Origin of the sequence: Chryseobacterium metallicongregator, from assembly GCF_031324065.1 — a bacterium.
GTDB classification, from domain to species: Bacteria; Bacteroidota; Bacteroidia; order Flavobacteriales; family Weeksellaceae; genus Chryseobacterium; species Chryseobacterium metallicongregator.
Genome location: NZ_JAVIXS010000001.1, coordinates 227,386 through 248,226 on the forward strand (window position 1 = coordinate 227,386; position 20,841 = coordinate 248,226).

General features: G+C 37.1%; 17 protein-coding genes. 9 read left to right on the forward strand and 8 right to left on the reverse strand.

What is annotated here, in order from left to right:
- The first annotated feature begins 40 nt into the window (after positions 1-40).
- Entirely contained in the window at positions 41-1,402 is a 1,362-nt protein-coding gene (locus REB14_RS01050) for an aldehyde dehydrogenase (protein ID WP_309521254.1), read from the forward strand.
- Between the two features lie 103 nt (positions 1,403-1,505).
- Here the strand turns inward: REB14_RS01050 and REB14_RS01055 are convergent, their stop codons facing one another.
- Positions 1,506-2,078: a thioredoxin family protein gene (locus REB14_RS01055; RefSeq protein ID WP_079241880.1), complete on the reverse strand. Its 573-nt coding sequence runs from the start codon at positions 2,076-2,078 to the stop codon at positions 1,506-1,508.
- An 81-nt stretch (positions 2,079-2,159) separates the two neighbouring features.
- Here REB14_RS01055 and REB14_RS01060 point away from each other — a divergent pair, with 81 nt between their 5' ends.
- From REB14_RS01060 to REB14_RS01070, 3 genes are all read left to right on the forward strand, one after another.
- On the forward strand, positions 2,160-3,044 hold the full coding sequence (locus tag REB14_RS01060) for a lysophospholipid acyltransferase family protein (RefSeq protein WP_309521255.1): 885 nt from the start codon (positions 2,160-2,162) through the stop codon (positions 3,042-3,044).
- A 6-nt stretch (positions 3,045-3,050) separates the two neighbouring features.
- Complete coding sequence (locus REB14_RS01065) at positions 3,051-4,031, forward strand: glycosyltransferase family 2 protein (RefSeq protein ID WP_309521256.1); 981 nt, start codon at positions 3,051-3,053, stop codon at positions 4,029-4,031.
- A gap of 226 nt (positions 4,032-4,257) precedes the next feature.
- Positions 4,258-4,812 carry a 3'-5' exonuclease gene (locus tag REB14_RS01070; RefSeq protein WP_034695465.1) on the forward strand — a complete coding sequence of 185 codons (555 nt, stop codon included), beginning with the start codon at positions 4,258-4,260 and terminating at the stop codon, positions 4,810-4,812.
- Positions 4,813-4,884: 72 nt separating this feature from the next.
- Here the strand turns inward: REB14_RS01070 and apaG are convergent, their stop codons facing one another.
- The 7 genes from apaG to glgB form a co-directional block, all read right to left on the reverse strand.
- Positions 4,885-5,274, reverse strand: coding sequence for a Co2+/Mg2+ efflux protein ApaG (gene apaG, locus REB14_RS01075; RefSeq protein WP_034695467.1), 390 nt, complete (start codon positions 5,272-5,274; stop codon positions 4,885-4,887).
- 80 nt (positions 5,275-5,354) lie between these two features.
- Positions 5,355-6,608, reverse strand: coding sequence for a 2-oxoglutarate dehydrogenase complex dihydrolipoyllysine-residue succinyltransferase (odhB, locus tag REB14_RS01080; RefSeq protein WP_034695469.1), 1,254 nt, complete (start codon positions 6,606-6,608; stop codon positions 5,355-5,357).
- Between the two features lie 39 nt (positions 6,609-6,647).
- Positions 6,648-9,464, reverse strand: a complete 2,817-nt coding sequence (locus REB14_RS01085; RefSeq protein WP_079241884.1) for a 2-oxoglutarate dehydrogenase E1 component — start codon at positions 9,462-9,464, stop codon at positions 6,648-6,650.
- A 125-nt stretch (positions 9,465-9,589) separates the two neighbouring features.
- Entirely contained in the window at positions 9,590-10,630 is a 1,041-nt protein-coding gene (locus REB14_RS01090; protein ID WP_079241885.1) for an SRPBCC domain-containing protein, read from the reverse strand.
- 253 nt (positions 10,631-10,883) lie between these two features.
- Entirely contained in the window at positions 10,884-12,152 is a 1,269-nt protein-coding gene (locus REB14_RS01095) for a glucose-1-phosphate adenylyltransferase (protein ID WP_079241886.1), read from the reverse strand.
- Positions 12,153-12,249: 97 nt separating this feature from the next.
- The gene (locus REB14_RS01100; RefSeq protein ID WP_079241887.1) at positions 12,250-13,656 is read right to left on the reverse strand and encodes a glycogen synthase; all 1,407 of its coding nucleotides are present in this window, start codon (positions 13,654-13,656) and stop codon (positions 12,250-12,252) included.
- Positions 13,657-13,659: 3 nt separating this feature from the next.
- Positions 13,660-15,606: a 1,4-alpha-glucan branching protein GlgB gene (glgB, locus tag REB14_RS01105; protein WP_309521257.1), complete on the reverse strand. Its 1,947-nt coding sequence runs from the start codon at positions 15,604-15,606 to the stop codon at positions 13,660-13,662.
- A 199-nt stretch (positions 15,607-15,805) separates the two neighbouring features.
- Here glgB and REB14_RS01110 point away from each other — a divergent pair, with 199 nt between their 5' ends.
- The 5 genes from REB14_RS01110 (at position 15,806) to REB14_RS01130 (ending at position 20,810) form a co-directional block, all read left to right on the forward strand.
- Positions 15,806-16,927, forward strand: a complete 1,122-nt coding sequence (locus REB14_RS01110) for an alpha/beta hydrolase (protein WP_309521258.1) — start codon at positions 15,806-15,808, stop codon at positions 16,925-16,927.
- A gap of 86 nt (positions 16,928-17,013) precedes the next feature.
- The gene (locus REB14_RS01115) at positions 17,014-18,429 is read left to right on the forward strand and encodes a M17 family metallopeptidase (protein ID WP_309521259.1); all 1,416 of its coding nucleotides are present in this window, start codon (positions 17,014-17,016) and stop codon (positions 18,427-18,429) included.
- Positions 18,430-18,570: 141 nt separating this feature from the next.
- Positions 18,571-19,785, forward strand: a complete 1,215-nt coding sequence (locus tag REB14_RS01120; RefSeq protein WP_309521260.1) for an ATP-grasp domain-containing protein — start codon at positions 18,571-18,573, stop codon at positions 19,783-19,785.
- A gap of 3 nt (positions 19,786-19,788) precedes the next feature.
- Positions 19,789-20,067 carry a hypothetical protein gene (locus REB14_RS01125; RefSeq protein ID WP_079241892.1) on the forward strand — a complete coding sequence of 93 codons (279 nt, stop codon included), beginning with the start codon at positions 19,789-19,791 and terminating at the stop codon, positions 20,065-20,067.
- Between the two features lie 29 nt (positions 20,068-20,096).
- Positions 20,097-20,810, forward strand: a complete 714-nt coding sequence (locus REB14_RS01130; protein ID WP_079241893.1) for an alpha/beta hydrolase-fold protein — start codon at positions 20,097-20,099, stop codon at positions 20,808-20,810.
- Positions 20,811-20,841 lie beyond the last annotated feature (31 nt).

The following is a 20,841-nucleotide window of genomic DNA, read 5'->3' on the forward strand; positions in this document are numbered from 1 at the left end:
ATATTGCGCAGATGACTACGTTTAACACAAAAGCCTACCCATGGAAATTGAAAGTATTTTACTGAAGCAAAGAGATTTTTTCACTACCCAACAAACCAAAAGCCTTGCTTTCCGGAAAATGTATCTTGAAAAGCTTAAAAAGCTTATTATTTCTAATGAAAATATGCTGTGTGAGGCGATTTATAAAGATTTTGGAAAATCGAGATTTGATACCTTCACAACAGAGCTGTCTTTCATTGTGAATGATATTAATTACTATATTAAAAACTTAAAGTCCCTTTCAAAACCTAAAAAAGTAAGCACCAACCTTGTCAATCAGCTGGGAACCAGTAAAGTTTATGCTGATCCGCTTGGCTGTATACTCGTCATCGGAGCCTGGAATTATCCTTATCAATTATCACTTTCTCCTATTATTGCCGCAATGGCTGCCGGAAACTGCTGTATTCTTAAGCCCAGCGAAATAGCCGAAAATACAATGAAAGCTATGGCATCCATGATCAATGAAAATTTTCCCCCTGAATATCTTTATGTGTATGAAGGAGGAATTGAAGAAACAACAGCTCTTTTAAGATTAAAATTTGACAAAATATTTTTTACAGGAAGTACAAAAGTTGGAAAGATTGTTTATAAAGCGGCTGCAGAACATTTAACTCCCGTAACCCTTGAACTGGGTGGAAAATCTCCGGCTATTGTTACAAAAAATGCGAATCTCGAAATGGCTGCCAAAAGAATTGTGTGGGGAAAATTTCTCAATGCCGGGCAGACCTGTGTAGCTCCCAATTATCTGTTGGTGGAAGAAACTATTCAGGAACAGTTTCTGGAAATGTTGAGAAAATACATCAAAGAATTTAAATATGATCAGGATTCTGAACAATATACAAGAATTATTAACCTAAAGAATTTCCAGCGCCTTATCCGCCTTATTGATCAGGAAAAAGTATACTCAGGAGGTCACTTCAACGAGGAAAAACTGTATATAGAACCTACTATTTTGAATCCAGTAGATTGGAATGATGCAATCATGCAGGAAGAAATTTTCGGACCGCTGCTTCCGGTCATCAGTTTTCAAAATTATAATGCTGCACTCAACTCTATTGTAGAACTTGAAAAACCACTGGCAGCTTATCTTTTCACCAACGATTCTGAGGAAAAAGAGAACTTTACCCGTAAATTGTCGTTCGGAGGAGGCTGTATCAATGATACGGTGATGCATTTAAGCAATGATCATCTTCCGTTTGGAGGAGTGGGAAGTTCCGGTATGGGAAATTACCATGGGAAATATGGCTTCGAAACCTTTTCTCACGCAAAATCAATTCTTGAAAAAGCGACATGGGGAGAACCGAATATTAAATATCCACCTTATTCTGAGAAAAAATTAAGCTGGATCAAAAAATTAATGTAATACTGAAGTCCCTATTTACAGATTACACTCATTGTATGGTAATTATATAAATCAACTCAATAGAAATAAAAAACTGCCTCATTGCTGAAGCCGTTTTTATATTTTATCCTTTTTTAGGAGCCCAGGTTGTAAAGAATTCTTTCACTTTTTCTTTACTATATCCTTTCCCTTCTTCTAAAACATCACTTTGCTGAACTTTGATCATTTTCCCATCTTTATCTAAAACAATAAAAACCGGATAACCAAATTTATCCCCTGGATTGCCATATTGGGCAAAAACCTTTTCATTCTTGTTATCAGGAGAAAAGTTTAAATGATAGTAGACATAGTTCTTATCTACAATTTCCTTCAGTTCAGGGGTAGTCTGAACGTAATTATTAAAACGAAGACACCAGATACACCAGTTTCCACCAGCCTGGATCATTACATTCTTGCCTTCTTTCTTAGCCTGAGCAACTAATTTATTAATATCAGCCTGAGCATCCGCTTTTGGATCATATGGCTTTGGAAGCTTCGCTTTTTCTTCAGCGGCCTTTTTCTGAGCTTCTAATTTAGCTTGCTCTGCAGGCACTATAAGAGCTGTTTTTTGTTTTCCTTTATCGGGCGAATTCTTTACATCTTGCGAAAAAGCGAAAACACTTAATCCCAAGGAAGCGAATATTATCAATTTTTTCATAATATAAAAGTAAAAAAAATAACATATATCCCTCTGCAAAAATAGAACCATAATTTTATTATCACTAAATTTGCGTGTTTTATGAATTTTCTAATCAAAATATTAACTCTGATCTCTAAGCTTCCGCTTAAAATATTGTATATTTTTTCGGACGTTATCTTTTTCCTGAATTATTATATTGTAGGATACAGGAAAGAGGTTATTACTCAAAACCTTAGAAAGTCTTTCCCTGAAAAATCCGAAGAGGAAATAAAAGAAATCCGAAAGAAATTCTACCTTAATTTTTCAGATTATCTGGTAGAAACTATTAAATCTTTCACTATTTCAGAGACAGAATCCAGGGTGAGAATGCAGCATATCAATCAGCATTTATTTCACGAAGCTAAAGAAGAAGGTAAAAATATTATCCTTTTGGCAGGGCACGTTTTCAATTGGGAATGGATCAATGCATTAGCAAGAATTATCCCTCAGGCACATTGCCATCCTGTGTACAGAAAGGTAAACAGTGATTTCTGGGAAAATCAGATGAAAAAAGTCCGAAACAAATTTGGAAACGAAGCACTGGAAGCCAATGAAGTTATTCTGAATATTTTCAGATCTAAAAACAACGGAGATTCAGCCTATATGTTTGTAGCTGATCAAACACCTCACCATGCTCATGTCACTTACGGACTGGAATTTCTGAATCAGCGTACTCCTGCTTTTATAGGCTATGACAGGCTTGCCACAAGGATGGATCTTGTCTTCATCTATTGTGAAATGAAAAAGGTAAAACGCGGTTATTATCAGGTTAATTATCACAGAATATATCCGGATGGTGAAAAGTTTACAGAAAATGAAGTAGTGAGAAAATTTCATAAATTATTGGAAAACACTTTACACAAATATCCGGACAACTATCTTTGGTCACACAGAAAATGGAAATACCAGGATTCTATTAAAAATTTTGATTCTGAAAAAAAATAAATTGACATGCAGAAAAAACTGGCAGTAGCCATCTTAAACTGGAACGGCAGAAATTGGCTTGAAAAATTTCTTCCGGGAGTGGTTCAATTTTCTCAGAATACAGATATCTATGTAATAGACAACCTTTCTACAGATGATTCCATTGAATTTCTACAAAAGAACTTCCCAACAGTAAACATTATTAGAAATGATAAAAACTATGGGTTTGCAGGAGGTTACAATGAGGGATTGAAAGCAATCAAACATGAATATTACTGTCTTCTCAATTCAGATGTGGAAGTTACAGAGAACTGGACAGAACCTGTGTTGGAATTATTGGAAAAAAATCCTTTAATTTCAGCAGTACAACCTAAAATTTTATCTTATCATAACAGAAGTCATTTCGAATTTGCCGGGGCTGCCGGTGGATTGATTGACAACCTTGGATATCCTTATTGCAGAGGAAGGGCTTTTGATGATCTGGAAGAAGATAAAGGCCAGTATAATGATGAAACAGAGATCTTCTGGGCATCAGGATGCTGCTTTTTTATCCGTTCAACAGATTTTTGGGATCAGAATGGTTTTGACGCAAGATTTTTTGCTCATCAGGAAGAAATTGACCTTTGCTGGAGACTTATCAACTCAGGAAAAAAGATTTATTATACCGGAAAAGCCAGTGTTTATCATGTAGGTGGTGGAACGCTCAACAAACAGAGTGCACAAAAGACTTATTTAAACATCAGAAATAATCTTTCCATGATGCTTAAAAATCTTCCTTTTCCACAACTGATCTGGCTGATTTTTTTCAGATTATGTCTGGATGGTGTGGCTGGAATTTATTTTGGATTAAAGCATGGTTTTCCACATCTGTGGGCTGTAGTAAGAGCTCATTTTGGATTTTATGCTCAGCTTCCCGGAACATGGAAACTTCGCCAGAAACATCAGAAGAATGACTTCTACCAATCAAAATGGTTGATTTTTAAACACTTTTTGGGAGGAAGGGAATAGGTGGCAGATGATGGGTTATAGGTTGCAGGGATTAGGGATTAGGGAAAATTGCCACTTTCTATACCTATTTTGAGCTAAGACGCATTAGAGTAAAATTTCATAACTTCAATTAACCTTAAACTTTAAACCCAAAACCTTGAACCTCCAATTCTAAACAAGAGAACCAGTAACCAGCAACAAAAACAACCAGCAACCAGCAACAAAAAACAATTTATAATTTAAAACAATGGATTTCTGTGCAATAGATTTTGAAACGGCCACTCACGAGAAAAGCTCAGCTTGCGAGATGGGAATTTGTGTCGTACAGGATTCTAAAATTGTAGAAACAAAGACCTGGCTGATAAAACCACCAAGTTTTCCTTATTTCAGTAAATTCAATATTGCTGTACACGGTATTCATCCTGAAGATGTAAAAGATGCACCTACCTTTGATGAAGTATGGTATGAAGCTCAGGATATGATGTATGGAAGTCTTATGATTGCTCACAATGCAGGGTTTGACGCTTCTGTTTTAAGAGGATGTCTTGAGCATTACGGAATGTTTACCCCAAAATTGAACTATCTCTGCAGCATACAGCTTGCTAAGAAGTCCTGGAATTATCTTCCGAAATATGGTCTGAAGCCATTAGCTGAATACCATAAAATTGATTTTACCCACCACAGAGCCGGGGCAGATGCTGAAGTATGTGCCAAGATTTCTTTACTGGCATTTGAGAAACTCTTCCTCACCAGTAATGATGAAGTAAACGAGTATATGAAAGCAAAAATTAAAAGGCTTTAGTAATTTTATAAACAAATAAACCCGGGTTTTTATTGATCTGTAAAACCTGTACTTTTTACAGGGCATCAGTTTTTAATTACTCAACACTTCAGACAACAAATTGAATTTTGGAATATCAATCTCAAAAGTTTCCTGTGTCTCCATGTTTTTAACCAGGTATTTTCCGCTCATATTTCCTACTCCGGAACGAAGCATTACATTGGAGAAATAAGCAAAATTTTCACCAGTTCCTATCTCAGGGGTCAATCCAATCACCCCGTCGCCTATAATTTCTGTGTATCCGAATCCGACATCGAAGATCAACCATTTTCTTTTCAATACTTTGATAGGAAAGCTTCCGTCATTTTCTATCGTGATATTGTATTTAAAAACGTAACGGTTTTCGGAAGGATAACTGTTTTTACTATCATATTCAGGTATAACTGAAACTTTGATATTGGAAGTCATTTTTGAAAACATCATTGTAGCATTTTCTTAATAAATACAAAAATCTCGCCTTTTTTGAGGCGAGATTATATATTATGTTATAATTTCATTAAAAACTATAATCCAAGGCCTTTTCTTTCGTCACCTCCCATTAGAATTTCAACAGGATTGTCGATACCTTCTTTTACCGCTACAAGGAATCCTACAGATTCTTTACCGTCGATAATTCTGTGGTCATAAGACATTGCAACGTACATCATTGGTCTGATTACTACCTGTCCGTCAACAGCTACTGGTCTCTGGATAATGTTGTGCATTCCTAAGATTGCAGATTGTGGAGGGTTGATGATTGGTGTAGACATCATAGATCCGAAAGTACCACCATTAGTAATAGTGAAAGTACCACCAGTCATTTCATCAACAGTAATTTTACCGTCTCTTACTTTTACAGCAAGATCTTTAATGTTGGCTTCAACACCTGCAAAAGACATATTTTCAGCATTTCTCAATACCGGAACCATTAATCCTTTAGGACCTGAAACGGCAATTGAAATATCACAGAAATCATAGTTTACTTTAAAGTCTCCGTCGATAGATGCGTTTACATCCGGATACATTTGTAATGCTCTTGTTACTGCTTTTGTAAAGAAAGACATGAAACCAAGTCCTACTCCGTGTTTTTGAGCAAATTCTTCTTTATATTGCTTTCTTAATCTGAAGATTTCAGACATATCCACTTCGTTGAAAGTTGTCAACATTGCTGTTTCGTTCTTCACAGAAACCAATCTCTGAGCGATTTTTCTTCTTAAAACTGAAAGTTTAGTGGTAGTGGTAGTTCTGGCACCTGTAGCAGTCATAGGGCTTCCTCCTAATGCAGGAACTGCCGCTAATTCAGCATCAGTTTTAGTGATTCTTCCATCTCTTCCTGTTCCTGAAACCTGAGCAGCATCCATCCCTTTTTCGTCAAGGATTTTCTTAGCAGCCGGAGATGGAGCTCCTGTTGCGTAAGTTTGTGGAGCAGCTACCGGAGCAGCTGGTTTTGGAGCTTCTTGTTTAGCAGGTTCAGCAGCTTTCGGAGCTTCTTCCTGTTTTGGAGCTTCAGCAGCAGGTGCAGCACCTTCTGGTCTTGCAGCATCCATATCAATTAAACAAACTACCTGACCTACTTGTACTACATCACCTTCTTCTGCCTTTAAAGTGATAACACCACTTTGTTCTGCAGGCAATTCAAGAGTTGCTTTATCTGAATCCACTTCGGCGATAGGTTGATCTTTTTCTACATAATCACCATCTTTTACAAGCCAAGTTGCAATTTCAACTTCTGTAATTGATTCGCCCGGTGAAGGAACTTTCATTTCTAAAACTGACATATCGAGTATTTTTTATTTTTTAATTGATTATTATTTAAATTAAGCTGTAACTGGTCTTTTTGCAGGAGCATCATCTCTATCGAAAACTCTATTGATCACTGCATTTTGGTTTTTCTCAAACATCTTGTGGCTACCCGGAGCCGGAGCACCGCTTGGTACCGGAGCTACTACCTGGATTCCTGTATCTCTGAAGTTTCTCAGGATATAAGACCAAGCACCCATGTTTTCAGGTTCTTCCTGAGCCCACACTAATTGTTTTTTGTTTTCATACTTATTGAAGATCGCTTCGATAGCATCTGCCTGAAGCGGATATAACTGCTCGAATCTTACTAAAGCAATGTTTTCACAGTTCAGTTCTTCTTTCTTCGCTAATAATTCGAAGTACAGTTTACCTGAACAAAGAACTACTTTTTCTACTTTTTTAGGATCTGCTGTAGGATCGTCTAAGATTGGCTGGAATGAACCTGTTGCGAAATCTTCAAGTGGAGAAACTACTTTAGGGTGTCTCAATAAAGATTTAGGGCTCATTACAATTAATGGTTTTCTGAACGCCCATTTCAACTGTCTTCTCAATAAATGGAAGTAGTTGGCAGGTGAAGTAATATTCGCTACTACCATATTTTCGTTAGCACAAAGAGTAAGGAATCTCTCCAATCTTGCTGAAGAGTGCTCTGCTCCCTGTCCTTCTGAACCGTGAGGCAATAACATTACCAATCCATCCTGAATTTTCCATTTTTCTTCTGCAGCAGCTAAATACTGGTCAACAATAATCTGAGCACCGTTCACGAAATCTCCGAACTGAGCTTCCCAGATGGTTAAAGTATTTGGAGACGCCATTGCATATCCGTAATCGAAACCTAGAACACCATATTCTGAAAGGTGAGAGTTGAATACATCAAATCTGTTTTCAGAAACATGTCTTAATGGGATATATTCTTCTTCTGTATCTTCAGTTTTTACCACAGCATGTCTGTGAGAGAATGTTCCTCTTTCCACATCTTCTCCGGAAATTCTTACATTGTGACCTTCTACAAGCAGAGTTGCATATGCTAACCACTCTCCTAGTGCCCAGTCTAATGAGTTTCCTTCAATCGCTTTGATACGGTTATCGAAAAGTCTTGTAATTTTATTGATGAACTTTTTGTCTGCAGGAAGTGTTGACATTTTAAGCGCCAATTCTTTCAGCTTCGCTAAGTCATATTTTGTATCTACCGGTAACTGAACTGCTCCTCTCTTACCAATTGGATAATTTACCCAATCTTCAGCCATGAACACATCCATTACGTTTTTCTCAATTTCTTTAGAAGCGTCAAAGTCTTTATCTAGAAGAGCTTTAAATTCCGTTTCCATTTTAGCAATTACATCGTTTGAAGTAACACTGTCTTTAAGCAATTTATCTTTATAAATTTCTCTTGGATTCGGGTGTTTTGAAATAGATTTATACAAGTTAGGCTGAGTAAATCTTGGCTCATCACCTTCGTTGTGACCATATTTTCTGTATCCTAAAAGATCGATGTAGACATCTTTTCCGAATTTTGCTCTGAAGTCAGCAGCAAAGTGGATAGCATGAACAACCGCTTCAGCATCGTCAGCATTTACGTGCATTACAGGAGATTCTGTAACTTTTGCAATGTCTGTACAGTATGTTGAAGATCTTGCATCCATATAGTTCGTTGTAAACGAAACCTGGTTATTAACAACGATATGAACTGTACCTCCTGTTCTGTATCCTTCCAAAGTCATCATCTGAGCAACTTCATAAGCGATACCTTGTCCGGCAATAGCTCCGTCACCGTGGATGATAATTGGCAATACTTTAGAATAATCTTTGTATTTGTCGTCTACTTTTGCACGGCAGATACCTTCTACAAGAGCAGCAACCGTTTCAAGGTGAGACGGGTTTGGCGTAAGGTTGATACACACTTCTTCTCCTGAAGCAGTTTTGATCTTTTTAGAAGAACCTAAGTGATATTTAACGTCACCAGAGAATACATCTTCTTCAAATTCTTTCCCTTCAAATTCTGAGAAGATCTGCTTGTAAGATTTTCCGAAAATATTCGTAAGAACATTCAGTCTACCTCTGTGAGCCATCCCTAGTACGACTTCATCTACTCCTAGTTGAGAAGATCTTGAGATCAGCTGGTCTAAAGCAGGGATTAATGTTTCCCCTCCTTCTAATGAGAATCTTTTTTGTCCTACAAATTTTGTGTGAAGGTAGTTTTCAAAAGCAACCGCCTGGTTTAATTTTAATAAGATTTCTGTTTTTTCATTTGCAGAAAGACTTGGATGGTTTTCGTTTACCTGAAGCCATCTTTTGATGAAATCTTTTTCTTCAACATTGTTGATGTGCATGTATTCTACTCCGATAGAATCACAGTAGATGCTTTCAAGATGCTTGATAAGGTCTGCTAAAGTAGCAGGCTCTTTCATTCCTGTTTCAACGGCACAGTTGAATTTTGTATTTAAATCTTCTTTAGAAAGACCGAAATTTTCGATGTCTAAAGTAGGTGTATAGTGTCTTCTTTCTCTAACAGGGTTAGTCTTTGTAAAAAGGTGTCCTCTTGTTCTGTAAGCCTCGATAAGGTTTACTACTTTAAATTCTTTCTTGATATGCTCAGGAACTTCTCCGTTTGATACTGCCTGAGAAATCTGTTGTTGAACTGCCGGGGCAGCGTTGGCCGAAGCCTGAATAAACTGGATGTTATCGTCATCTCCGTAGTTCTCCAAAGCAAAATCGAAGCCTTGAAAGAAAGCTTTCCATGATGGTTCTAGAGAGTCCGGGAATTTTAAGTACTGTTGGTATAAATCCTCAATTAACTGAGAATGAGCTGCGTTTAGGAATGAAAATCTGTCCATTATTACAGTTTATCTATTTATTAAAATTTATTTGTAGAATTAATCTTCAAATTTAATAAAAAAAACCGAGTTAGAACAGTCTGAAACCGTTAAAAAAACTTAAGAAAAAATAAAATAAAAAAAAATTACTTATACACTGATAATGAGAGCTTAACATTTACTTCCTGACCTTCCATCGGACGTTCAATAAAGGTCTGACGGATATCTCCGAAGCGCATCTCGTCTTTTTTGGCTTTCTGAATGAGCTGCTGGATTGCCCGAATTCGTCCCTCATAGTTCCCTTTGTAGTACATTACGTAATTTTGAGACGGATTTACGGACCTAAAATTGAAATTATTATCAGACACTCCGATTTTCTTAGAAAGTGGAATTCCGAGGAAATAAGAAACCTCCTTGTCTTTGTAATTATCTGCATCAGTAATCAAGACCGGATACCCGAATTCATCATCTCTTTTGCCAAGATCCATCGTTACGAAGTTATAGACTTTATTATAATTCATCACGATATTTTTGTACAGTGCATCTTTTTTGTTTGAGGTACTTACATTGATTCCCAACAACAATTTGTCCTCTTCATTTTCTACCATCAGACTATCATATTTGATGGCTGCCATCTGGTTATCTTTTTCCACTTTATTTCCTAAAGAGTTTTTAAGATTCACCATACTTTTGTTGATATTTTCAGCAAAACGATCTTCAGTCCAGAAGTTTTCTACTCTTCTCCAGACCGCGAGTTTTGGGGTATGAACATACCAGATAATCTTTGTCTTTTCAGCAGAAACCGGCTTGAATTTAACATCAACCAATGTCGGATTTTCATTTTCGTCCTCAAAAAGCTGATATTTCAATGTTTTATTAAGATTTTCATACCTGATGAACATTTCTCCGTCGGTGTCATTTTTAGGATCTACATAGCTGATGGCACTTCCCTGTCCTTCATATGGCGTATAATAATCAATGTCTATAGATGGTGAGCTGGTAAAAAAGTTATTCCATCTTGTAAAATTCTGAAGGTTATTAAACTGGGAAAAAACTTTATCCACGGGATAATCGATCTCTTTTTCAATCGTAAAGTTTTTACTTTCATCTACAAAATAATACATGGAAGCAGCATAAGCTCCCCCCAAAAGAATAATGATTACCGCTAAGATTTTAAAAATACGCATCGCACAAAAATAATACAAATAAAAAGAGTGAACAATACGCTGATCACTCTAGTTGTATGTTTAACAATAATTAACCTGTTAAAGGCTGGAAGCAGGGTGAGGGAAGCAGGAGGATACTGTTAGCCAGAAATCATTCGTGAACTTATGATTGAAAATTATTGAAATAATTGTATAAACCGGAATTTTATATAAAAATTTTTGTATCTACTCCGGCTTTCATAACTTCAATCTTCCAGCATCCATCTCCCTTTCTCTACCCTATATGTGTTCCCGGAGCAATCACTGCTCCCTTCTTTACCACGACAATCCCATCCTGTACGGAATAAGTCCCATAATCACCATCCGGAATATGTTTTCCTCCAATGATTTTCACATTGTCACCGATGTAACAGTTTTTATCAAGGATTGCTTTTTCTATGTAACAGTATTTTCCAATTCCCATATTAGGACGGCCACCTCTGTCATTCAGAACAATTTCCGTTGTGTTTTGATAGAAATCAGCTCCCATGACGTAGGAATTTACGATGGTACTTCCTTTATCAATTCTTGTTCTGTTTCCGATCACGGAATTTTCAATTTTATCTGCCATTATGATACATCCATCTCCAAAAACAGCCTTACTTACATATGAACCATTAATTTTTGAAGGCGGAAGCATCCTTGCTCTGGTATAGATAGGAGAAGAAGAGAAAAGGTTAAATTGAGGCAGATCCAGACAAAGGTCCAGATTGGCTTCGTAGAAAGACTCTATGGTTCCGATATCCGTCCAATAGCCTTCGTACTGATAGCTTAATGTCTTATATTTTCCGATAGAGCTTGGAATGATATCTTTTCCGAAATCATCTCCTGCTCCTTCTTCAAACATCTTTTTAAGGATATTCTTGGTGAAAATATAAATTCCCATGGAAGCAAGAAACTCTTTTCCGGTATGTTTATTTTCTTCTGAAACTTCAGATTTCAGGCCTGGCAGCATATCGTAATCTGGCTTTTCATAAAATGAAGTGATATTTCCTTCATCATCGGATTTCAAAATCCCAAACCCTGTGGCATCTTTTGCATTAACCGGAATGGTAGCAATGGTAAGGTCACCTCCGTTTTCAATATGAAAATCGAGCATTTCCCTGAAATCCATCTGATACAACTGATCCCCTGAAAGAATCAGGATATAATCATAGTCATATTTTTCAAGATGTTTCATAGACTGGCGCACGGCATCTGCAGTTCCCTGATACCAACTTTCATTTTCTACATTCTGCTCAGCTGCCAGAATATCAACAAAGCCTTTGCTGAAGATATCAAAGTGGTAAGAGTTTTTAATATGTGAATTGAGGGAAGCAGAATTAAACTGCGTTAACACCAGAATTTTATTCAATCCTGAATTCAGGCAGTTTGAAATAGGAATATCCACCAGTCTGTATTTTCCTGCAATAGGAACAGCCGGTTTTGATCTGGTATACGTTAACGGGAATAATCTTGTTCCTCTGCCTCCTCCTAAAACAATGGAGATTACATTTCGATTCATAAATATCTTGCGTTTTTTATTGTATTAAGTTTACTGTTCGGTTCTTAGTGTTTACTGCTACTTTAAAGCATTCTTTGTTTTCATGTAAGAATGCTTATCAGCTATTATATAAAGCTATGTATTTTTCTGCAGATTTCTCCCATGCAAAGTCAAAATTCATGTTGGCATGAATAAGATCATCCATCACTCCTTTTTGATTATAAATCGCCATTGCCCTGTTCATCGCATGTACAACATCATCTACGCCCGGATAAGTAAAATTAAGTCCTGCTCCACCTGTTGAAATATCTTCCACCGTATCTCTGAGACCTCCTGTATATCTTACCACCGGAACGGTTCCGTATCTCATGGAATACATCTGATTCAGTCCGCAAGGCTCTACTCTTGAAGGCATCAGAAGGAAATCTGCTGAGGCATAAATCTTATGGGAAAGATGTTCTTTATATCCCAGATCGAGAGCAAAATTGGTGTAGGTATAATCGTATTCTTTCAGTTTATTTTCAATATAGGTATTTCCTGACCCGAGAATCATAATATTTAAAGCACCATAGCTCTGCTTAATACTTCGCCACACAACATCAGGTAGCAGGTCTGCTCCTTTTTCCGTGGCAAATCTTCCGATAAAGGCGAACAAAGGAAGTTCTGGTTTTAATCCATATTCTTTGCAAAGCTTTTCTTTGTTTTTCTTTTTCTGAGCTATTGCATTTTTGCTGTTAAAATTAAAATCCAGCATCGGATCAGTTTCAGGATTCCAGACTTCCGTATCAATACCGTTGATGATTCCATATGCTTTTCCGAATTCCTGACGAACGAGACTTTCCAGCCCACGAAAGCTGATGAAAAGTTCTTCAAGATAGCCTTCGGAAACAGTGGTAAAAGCATCGGCACATTTAATCATACTTGCCAGAGGATTCATGAATCCGTTCCAATCCATCAGCCCCCATTTGTAATTATCAAAAGCAGGCATATAGTTAGCCATGCCCCAGCTCATCATTCCCTGATATTCTCCGTTATGAATAGTTCCTATTGTCTTTACTCCTTTTAAGAATCCGAATTCCGGACAGTTTTGTACCATAAAAGGAACCAATCCGGTATGATAATCATGGCAATGCAGTACATCTGGGCGAATTTCCATAGCACATAACCAATGCAGCACTCCATGCTGAAAAGCCAGAAACTGGAAGCTTTCGTCCTGATACCCGTAAGGATTGTCTCTGTCTAGCAACCCGGGAATTCTTACCATATACAGTTCAAATCCCAGCACATTACTCTTTTCCTTCAATATCTGAACCTGCAGCATATTCGTTCCCTGATGAATAAAACCATCAAAAACAACTTCAAATTCATGATCATGGATAAAAGGTTTATTGTACCATGGCATCACTACTTTTGCCTCTATTCCCTTTATTTTATTCTGATACTTTGGTAACGCTCCCACCACATCTGCCAGGCCTCCCACTTTTGCTACGGGATAACATTCTGTACTTAAATGATAAACAACCATTCTTTATCTCTTGTGTTTAATTCTATGTAATTTATACTTTTTATCTTTCTTTTGTCGTAAAATAATTCCAGCCAATGGAGGTAACTTAATCGTCATTGTTTTCGGATATCCTCGCCATTCTTCATACTTTTCTTCCACAATTTCGGGTTCTACTCCGCTTCCGCTGTATTTTTCATCATCGGAATTTAAAACAACTTCCCAATGGGTTCCTGCAGAAATCCCGATTTTATAATCCAATACTTTTGGTGCCAGATTTAAAGCTACCATCAGGACATCATCTTTTCTTTTTCCTTTTCGAAGGTATACATACACTGAGTTTTCCAGATCATCCGCTTCTACCCATTCAAAACCATTTTTATCAAACTGATTTTCATAAAAAGCAGTTTCTGACCGGTACAAATGATTCAGTTCTTTCACTATATCCTGCATTCCTTTATGAACAGGATATTTCAGCAAATGCCAGTCGAGGCTTCGGGTAAAATTCCATTCACTGGTCTGCCCGAATTCATCGCCCATAAAAAGCAGCTTGGCTCCGGGATGGGTATACATGTATACATATAAGGTACGAAGATTGGCAAATTTCTGCCATTCATCGCCTTTCATTTTATAAATAAGACTTGCTTTTCCGTGTACCACTTCGTCGTGCGACAAAGGCATCATATAATTTTCATTATACATATACATGGAAGCAAAGGTTAGTTTATGATGATGAAATTTGCGGTTAATAAAATCTTCTTTGAAGTAATCCAGTGTATCATGCATCCAGCCCATCATCCATTTCATTCCAAATCCTACACCACCGTCATGGACAGGTTTTGTAAGCATAGGAAAATCTGAACTTTCTTCCGCTATGGTCATGATATTATTCCCAAATTCTTTATAAACAGCCGTATTAAATTCCTGAAGAAAAGCTTTAGCTTCCAGATTAACATTATCCCCATAGATATTAGGTTCCCATTCTCCTTCATTTCTTGAATAATCAAGATGAAGCATTGAGGTTACCGCATCCACACGCAGTCCGTCCGCATGATAACGATCCAGCCAGAACATGGCATTTGAGATCAGAAAAGATTTAACTTCATTTCTTCCGTAATTGAAAATATGTGATTTCCAATCGGGATGAAAGCCTTTTCTCGGATCTTCATGCTCATACAGATAGGAGCCATCAAAACGGTGAAGACCATTAGCATCTCCCGGAAAATGGGACGGAACCCAATCCAGAATAACGCCTATTTCATTGTTGTGAAGTTCATCAATAAGAAACATCAGATCCTGCGGCGAACCAAAGCGCGAAGTGGCTGCATAAAAACCGGTAATCTGATATCCCCAGCTGGGTTCATAAGGATATTCCATCACGGGCATCAATTCCACATGGGTAAACCCCATTTCTTTGATGTAAGGGACCAGTTTTTTAGCAATATCTCTGTAGTTTAAAAATCTTTTAGGTTGATCTTCTTCCCTCACCCAGGAACCCAGATGAAGTTCATATACTGATAGGGGAGCTTCAAGTCTGTTGTTTCCCCAGCGGTTATCCATCCACTTCTGATCGTTCCATTCATACCATGTGGTAGAAACCAGAGAAGCCGCCTGTATATTCTGTTCCCAGCTTACAGCATAAGGATCACTTTTTTCCAGAATTTCACCTCCTTGTGTTTCTACAGCATATTTGTATAACGTTCCCCAGGTTAATCCTTCAATAAATCCTTCCCAAATTCCAGATTCGTCCCATCTTGGAAACAAAATATGATCTTTGTGATTCCAGTTATTAAAATTTCCAATCACGGAAACCTTCTTTGCATTGGGTGCCCAAACTGAAAAATAGACACCTTTTACACCATCTTTTTCCGCAGAATGCGCTCCAAATTTATTATACAGCTTATAATGCCTACCTTCTTTGAAAAGATACACATCATGATCAGTGAAAAGTGTGTAGGTCTTAACAGAATTCATCAAGATCAGTTTGTATTTATATTTTCCCTGAAACTACGAAAAATACTGACAACAGCGATGAATTATTCATCAAATAATTGTCAACATCACTTCGTGTTTTGTCTATCTATCAAATATATCATTTTTTACTTCACATTTTTATGATTTCAAAACAATCTTTTTTTATAAATTTAACATCAACATTTTATTAAACACAACGATGAGGTTTGAACTTTATACAGCAGAAAAAGACGACAGACCGGTATTTATTACCGGAAATTTCAATACATGGAACCCTAAAGATTTCCATTTTCAGCTTAAACAACTTGATGCATCCAATTATTGTATAGAAATCGAAGATCAGGCACTTCCTGATGAAATTGAATATAAATTCACAAAAGGCGGATGGGAGAATGTGGAACTGGATCAGTATGGAAATATCACCCCCAACCGGAAAATCAAAAAGACTGCAGGTAAAACTTCAGATTCGGTGGAAAAATGGAGATTAAACTGGGGACCTTTCAAAGAAGAATATTATCCTATAGCAGAAGTTATTTCCGAAAATTTTTATATCCCGCAGCTTGACCGTTACCGCAAAGTCTGGGCTCTTCTTCCCTACGATTATCACACAACCGATAAACGATATCCCGTTTTATACCTTCAAGATGCACAGAATTTATTTAATGAAGGAAGTGGTTTCGGGAACTGGGAGATTGACAAAAAGCTGTCTATTCTTGCAGAGTACGGACGTGGTGATCTTATCATCATAGCAATAGAACATGGCAGTGAAGAAAGAATCAAGGAATATATTTTTGATAATGATCATGTAGCCAACGGTTCTGAAGGAAAAAAATACATCCGCTTTATTGCAGATACTTTAAAACCTTTTGTGGACGAAAATTACAGGACTAAAAAAGACCGTGACAATACCGGAATCGGAGGCAGTTCACTGGGAGCGCTCATCAGTATATACAGTGGATTTCTTTATCCTGAAGTATATTCCAAATTATTGATCTTCTCGCCTTCGCTTTGGGTAGAACCGAACAACAACTTTCCGATGATGAATTTCAGAGTTCCTTTTAAAACCAAAATTTATCTTTATGGCGGAGGTCAGGAAGGATCAAAAATGGTCAAAAGAATTCATATTTTTGAAGAATATCTGAAAAGATGGGAAGAGAAAAAACTTTTTGATTTTGAATTTAAAACCAATATCAATCCTGAAGGCACTCACAATGAATTTTACTGGTCTCAGGAGTTTCCAAGGGCTATTGAATGGCTCTTCTATGATAATACGGAAAATCCTGTAGAAGTAAAACCACAACAACAAAGCATAAAAAACTAAATATAAAATTGCTGTAGAAGATTTCAGTCAGACAGATGCAAATGAAGACAGCAATCTTTATGAATTTAGAAATATAACATCTATTTATGAAACTAATCAATAAAAAAAACAAAAATTACACTCAGGTTTTTCACCTGTTTACCGAGGAAGAATGGACAAAAACCAGTAAAAATTTCAATAAAAATATTTCCACTTTTTTTACAGGAAAAAAATATGAAGTTTTTGTCAACGCTCATGAAGAAGGAATTACTTATTTCATTGGATTAGGGAAATCTACTTTACAAAATTTCGAAATTCAGCAGGTAGCAGCCAAGTTTTCACAGACACAGAAAGAAAAACTACAAGCAGTGCCTACGTTAGCCCTTGCCGATTTCATGAACGAAAAACAGTTCGAAGAATTTATAAAAGGACTTTTGGTTGGAACTTACAACTACCCTTTTGATAAGAAACATACTTTCTGGAATACAAAATTTGAGTTGCATTTTGAAAATTTAAGCCAGAAAAAGCTAGACCATATCAGCCAGAAAGCTGAAGCACTGGTTAACGGACAGACTACCTGCCAGGACTGGCTTAACAAACCAGCCAATCTTAAAAAACCTGATATTTTAAGTGCATACCTTAAAAATATGGCTAAAAAATATGACTTAAAATACACTGCATTCAACAGAAAGAAATGTGAAGAACTTGGATTAGGTGCTTATCTTTCTGTGAACCAAGGAAGTGCTTACGATGCTGCTTTCACTATTTTAGAATATAAAACTACCGTTAAAAATGCCAAAACTTTCGGAATGGTAGGAAAATGTATCTTATTTGACACAGGAGGAATATCAATAAAAAGCTCTGCCAATCTGCATTATATGAAATCCGATATGGGAGGCGCTACCGCTGTTTTGGGAACGCTAATCTATGCCGCTGAAATGCAGCTTCCTGTGAATATTGTTGCTGTACTACCCATCACAGATAATGCCGTTTCAGAAAAGGCATTGCTTCCAAGTGACGTAATCACCGCTTATAACGGAAAAACTATTGAAGTTCTTGATACCGATGCGGAAGGCAGACTGATCCTTGCAGATGGTTTATCTTATCTTTCTAAGAACTACAAAACAGATTTCCTGATTGACCTGGCTACTTTAACGGGAAGCTCGGTAAGAATGTTCGGTGACACTTGTGCTGCCATGTTCTCCAATAATGAGGAACTGAAAAATAACCTGATCAAAACAGGAGATCAAACCAATCAGAGAGTATGGAATCTGCCTTTATGGGATGTATGGAAAGACGATATTCAGTCTGATGTAGCCGATATGAAAAACATCTCTCTGAAACCTGTAGGAGACTGTATTATTGCGGCAAAATTCCTGGAACAATTCATTGAAAATCACCCTAAATGGGCTCATCTGGACATTGCCGGAGTAGCCTTTGGAAGTGTAGGATATGCTAAAGAAAAAGCAGCAACAGGTTTTGGAGTTCAACTCCTCGTGAATTTAATTGAAAATTATCACTAAAAATTAGTTTTTTACAAAAAAACTCTGTATAATTGATTAGTGGATTTTCAAAACCATACAATATTTCATTTTTTTCTATTAATAAAATAATAAATAAATGCTTTTATTTTTGAAAATTCACTAAATCTTAAAAAACATTATATGGAGAAGAAAACCATTGTGTGTATTTCGTGCTATTATAAAGGCTACGATTTTATGGACGAAATGAAGAAGCTCGGTAATAAAATCATCCTTGTAACCTCCGAAAACCTCAAAGAAAAAAACTGGCCCTGGCATGCTATTGATGAGGCATTTTACATGCCGGAACTAAAGCCGTCTGTATGGAATCTGGAACATTTAATTCAGGGATTTTCCCACCTGATGAAAACCAGAAAAGTAGATGCTGTAGTGGCTTTGGATGATTATGACGTAGAAAAAGCTGCATTAATCAGGGAAACATTCCGTATTCCAGGGATGGGACAAACTACCCACCGCTATTTCAGAGATAAACTGGCTATGCGCCAAAAAGCAAAAGATTCCGGGATCAGTGTTCCTGAGTTCACCGCTGTTTTCAATGATCATGAAGTGGATGAATTTACAGACCGTGTTTCTGCCCCTTGGGTACTGAAACCCCGATCCGAAGCATCAGCATCAGGAATCAAGAAAATAACCTCTAAAGAACAGCTTCTTGAAGCATTGGAAACTCTGGGAGAGGAACGTCATCTTTTTTTACTGGAAAGCTTTAAACCGGGAGACGTTTACCATGTAGACAGCCTTACTTTCAATAAAAAAATAGTATTCACTTCTGCTTCAAAATATCTTGCTCCTCCTATGCAGGTCTCTCATGAAGGCGGAGTATTCCGGTCCAAAACTTTAGGAAGATATTCTGAAGAATTTAAAGCACTGGAAGAAATAAATGCTAAAGTATTGTCCAATTTCGGGCTGATCAACGGAGCAACCCATACAGAATTTATCCGTGGAAAAGAAGACGGAAAATGGTATTTCCTTGAAACGTCATCACGAGTTGGTGGTGCTCATATTCCGGACCTGGTTGAAGCATCAAGCGGTATCAATATCTGGAGAGAATGGGCCAAAATTGAAGATGCCCTTCTGAGAGGAAATGATTACAGTGTTTCTCCGCCTACAGGATACTACTCCGGACTGATTGTCGCCCTGATCAAAGATAAAGAACCCAACTACAGCAACTTTGAGTGCGAAGAGGTGGTAAAATTCCTTCCGATAGACTATCATGTAGGAATTGTATATAAATCCGGAGATGCCACCGTTGTACAGGACAGATTAGATTCAGCTGCCGAAATAATTCATGCAGATATGCTGAACATCCTTCCCCCCAAAAGCAACAAATTGAGTTCTTAAAAAATGCAGCGTGATATTGATATTCAAAATGTTATTGAATTCATAATATACAATCTGCCTGAAGATTCCATACTAAAATGTAATTTAGAGAGCATAAGTTCTGGAAAATGGCAAAGCAAAGCATATTATAGGTTTGTAGATTCAACTTATGCTAACAAACCTCGATCAAAATGGATCTTTAAAGAAAATATAATCCTCGAACATCCTACATTAGGAACCATCGTACTGGATATTTTAGAAAAAGATCAGCTTGGAGGAATTGAATTTATTACACTCATATAAAGCACAATATTAAAACCAAACAAGGAAAAATGCCTCACATAGAACATACAGAGTATTATTCAAATATATTGGGAACAAGTCTCAAGGTAGAAGTGACCGGACATTACGGCCATCCTATCATCATGTTTCCAACCTCCCAGGGACAGTATACCCAGAATCATGATTTTCATCTCAACGGAAGTATCAACTGGTTTATAGAACAGGGAAAAGTAAAGCTTTACAATGTACAGACCATCGATAGCTGGAGTTTTTATGATGACAACATATCTCCTCAGCAAAGAATAAGAAACTACGAAAGGTATGTACAGTTCCTGATCAAGGAATTTGTTCCTTATATCCAAAAGCTTCACAAGACCCATCGTGTGGCCGTAGCAGGCGCTAGTTTCGGAGGATATCATGCGGCTAATTTTGCATTCAGATTTCCGGATGTGGTTTCTCATCTGTTCTGTCTTTCAGGAGCATTCAGCATAAGAAACTTTATGGATGGTTATTCCGATGATTTGGTCTACTTCAACTGTCCAAGGGAATTTGTAAGAAATGATGAAGCCTGGAAATACAAACATATGCACATTGTACTCAGCACTTCTGATCAGGATATCTGCAAGGATAAAAATATTGAAATGTCCGAAATCCTGAGGATAAAAGGCATTGACTTCTGGTATGATGAAAGAAAATGGATTGGCCACGACTGGCCGTTGTGGAGAATGGTCTTCCCTACATTTATAGGAGCATTTTTCTCTTAAAAACAATAAAAAACAAATAGAAAAAAATAAC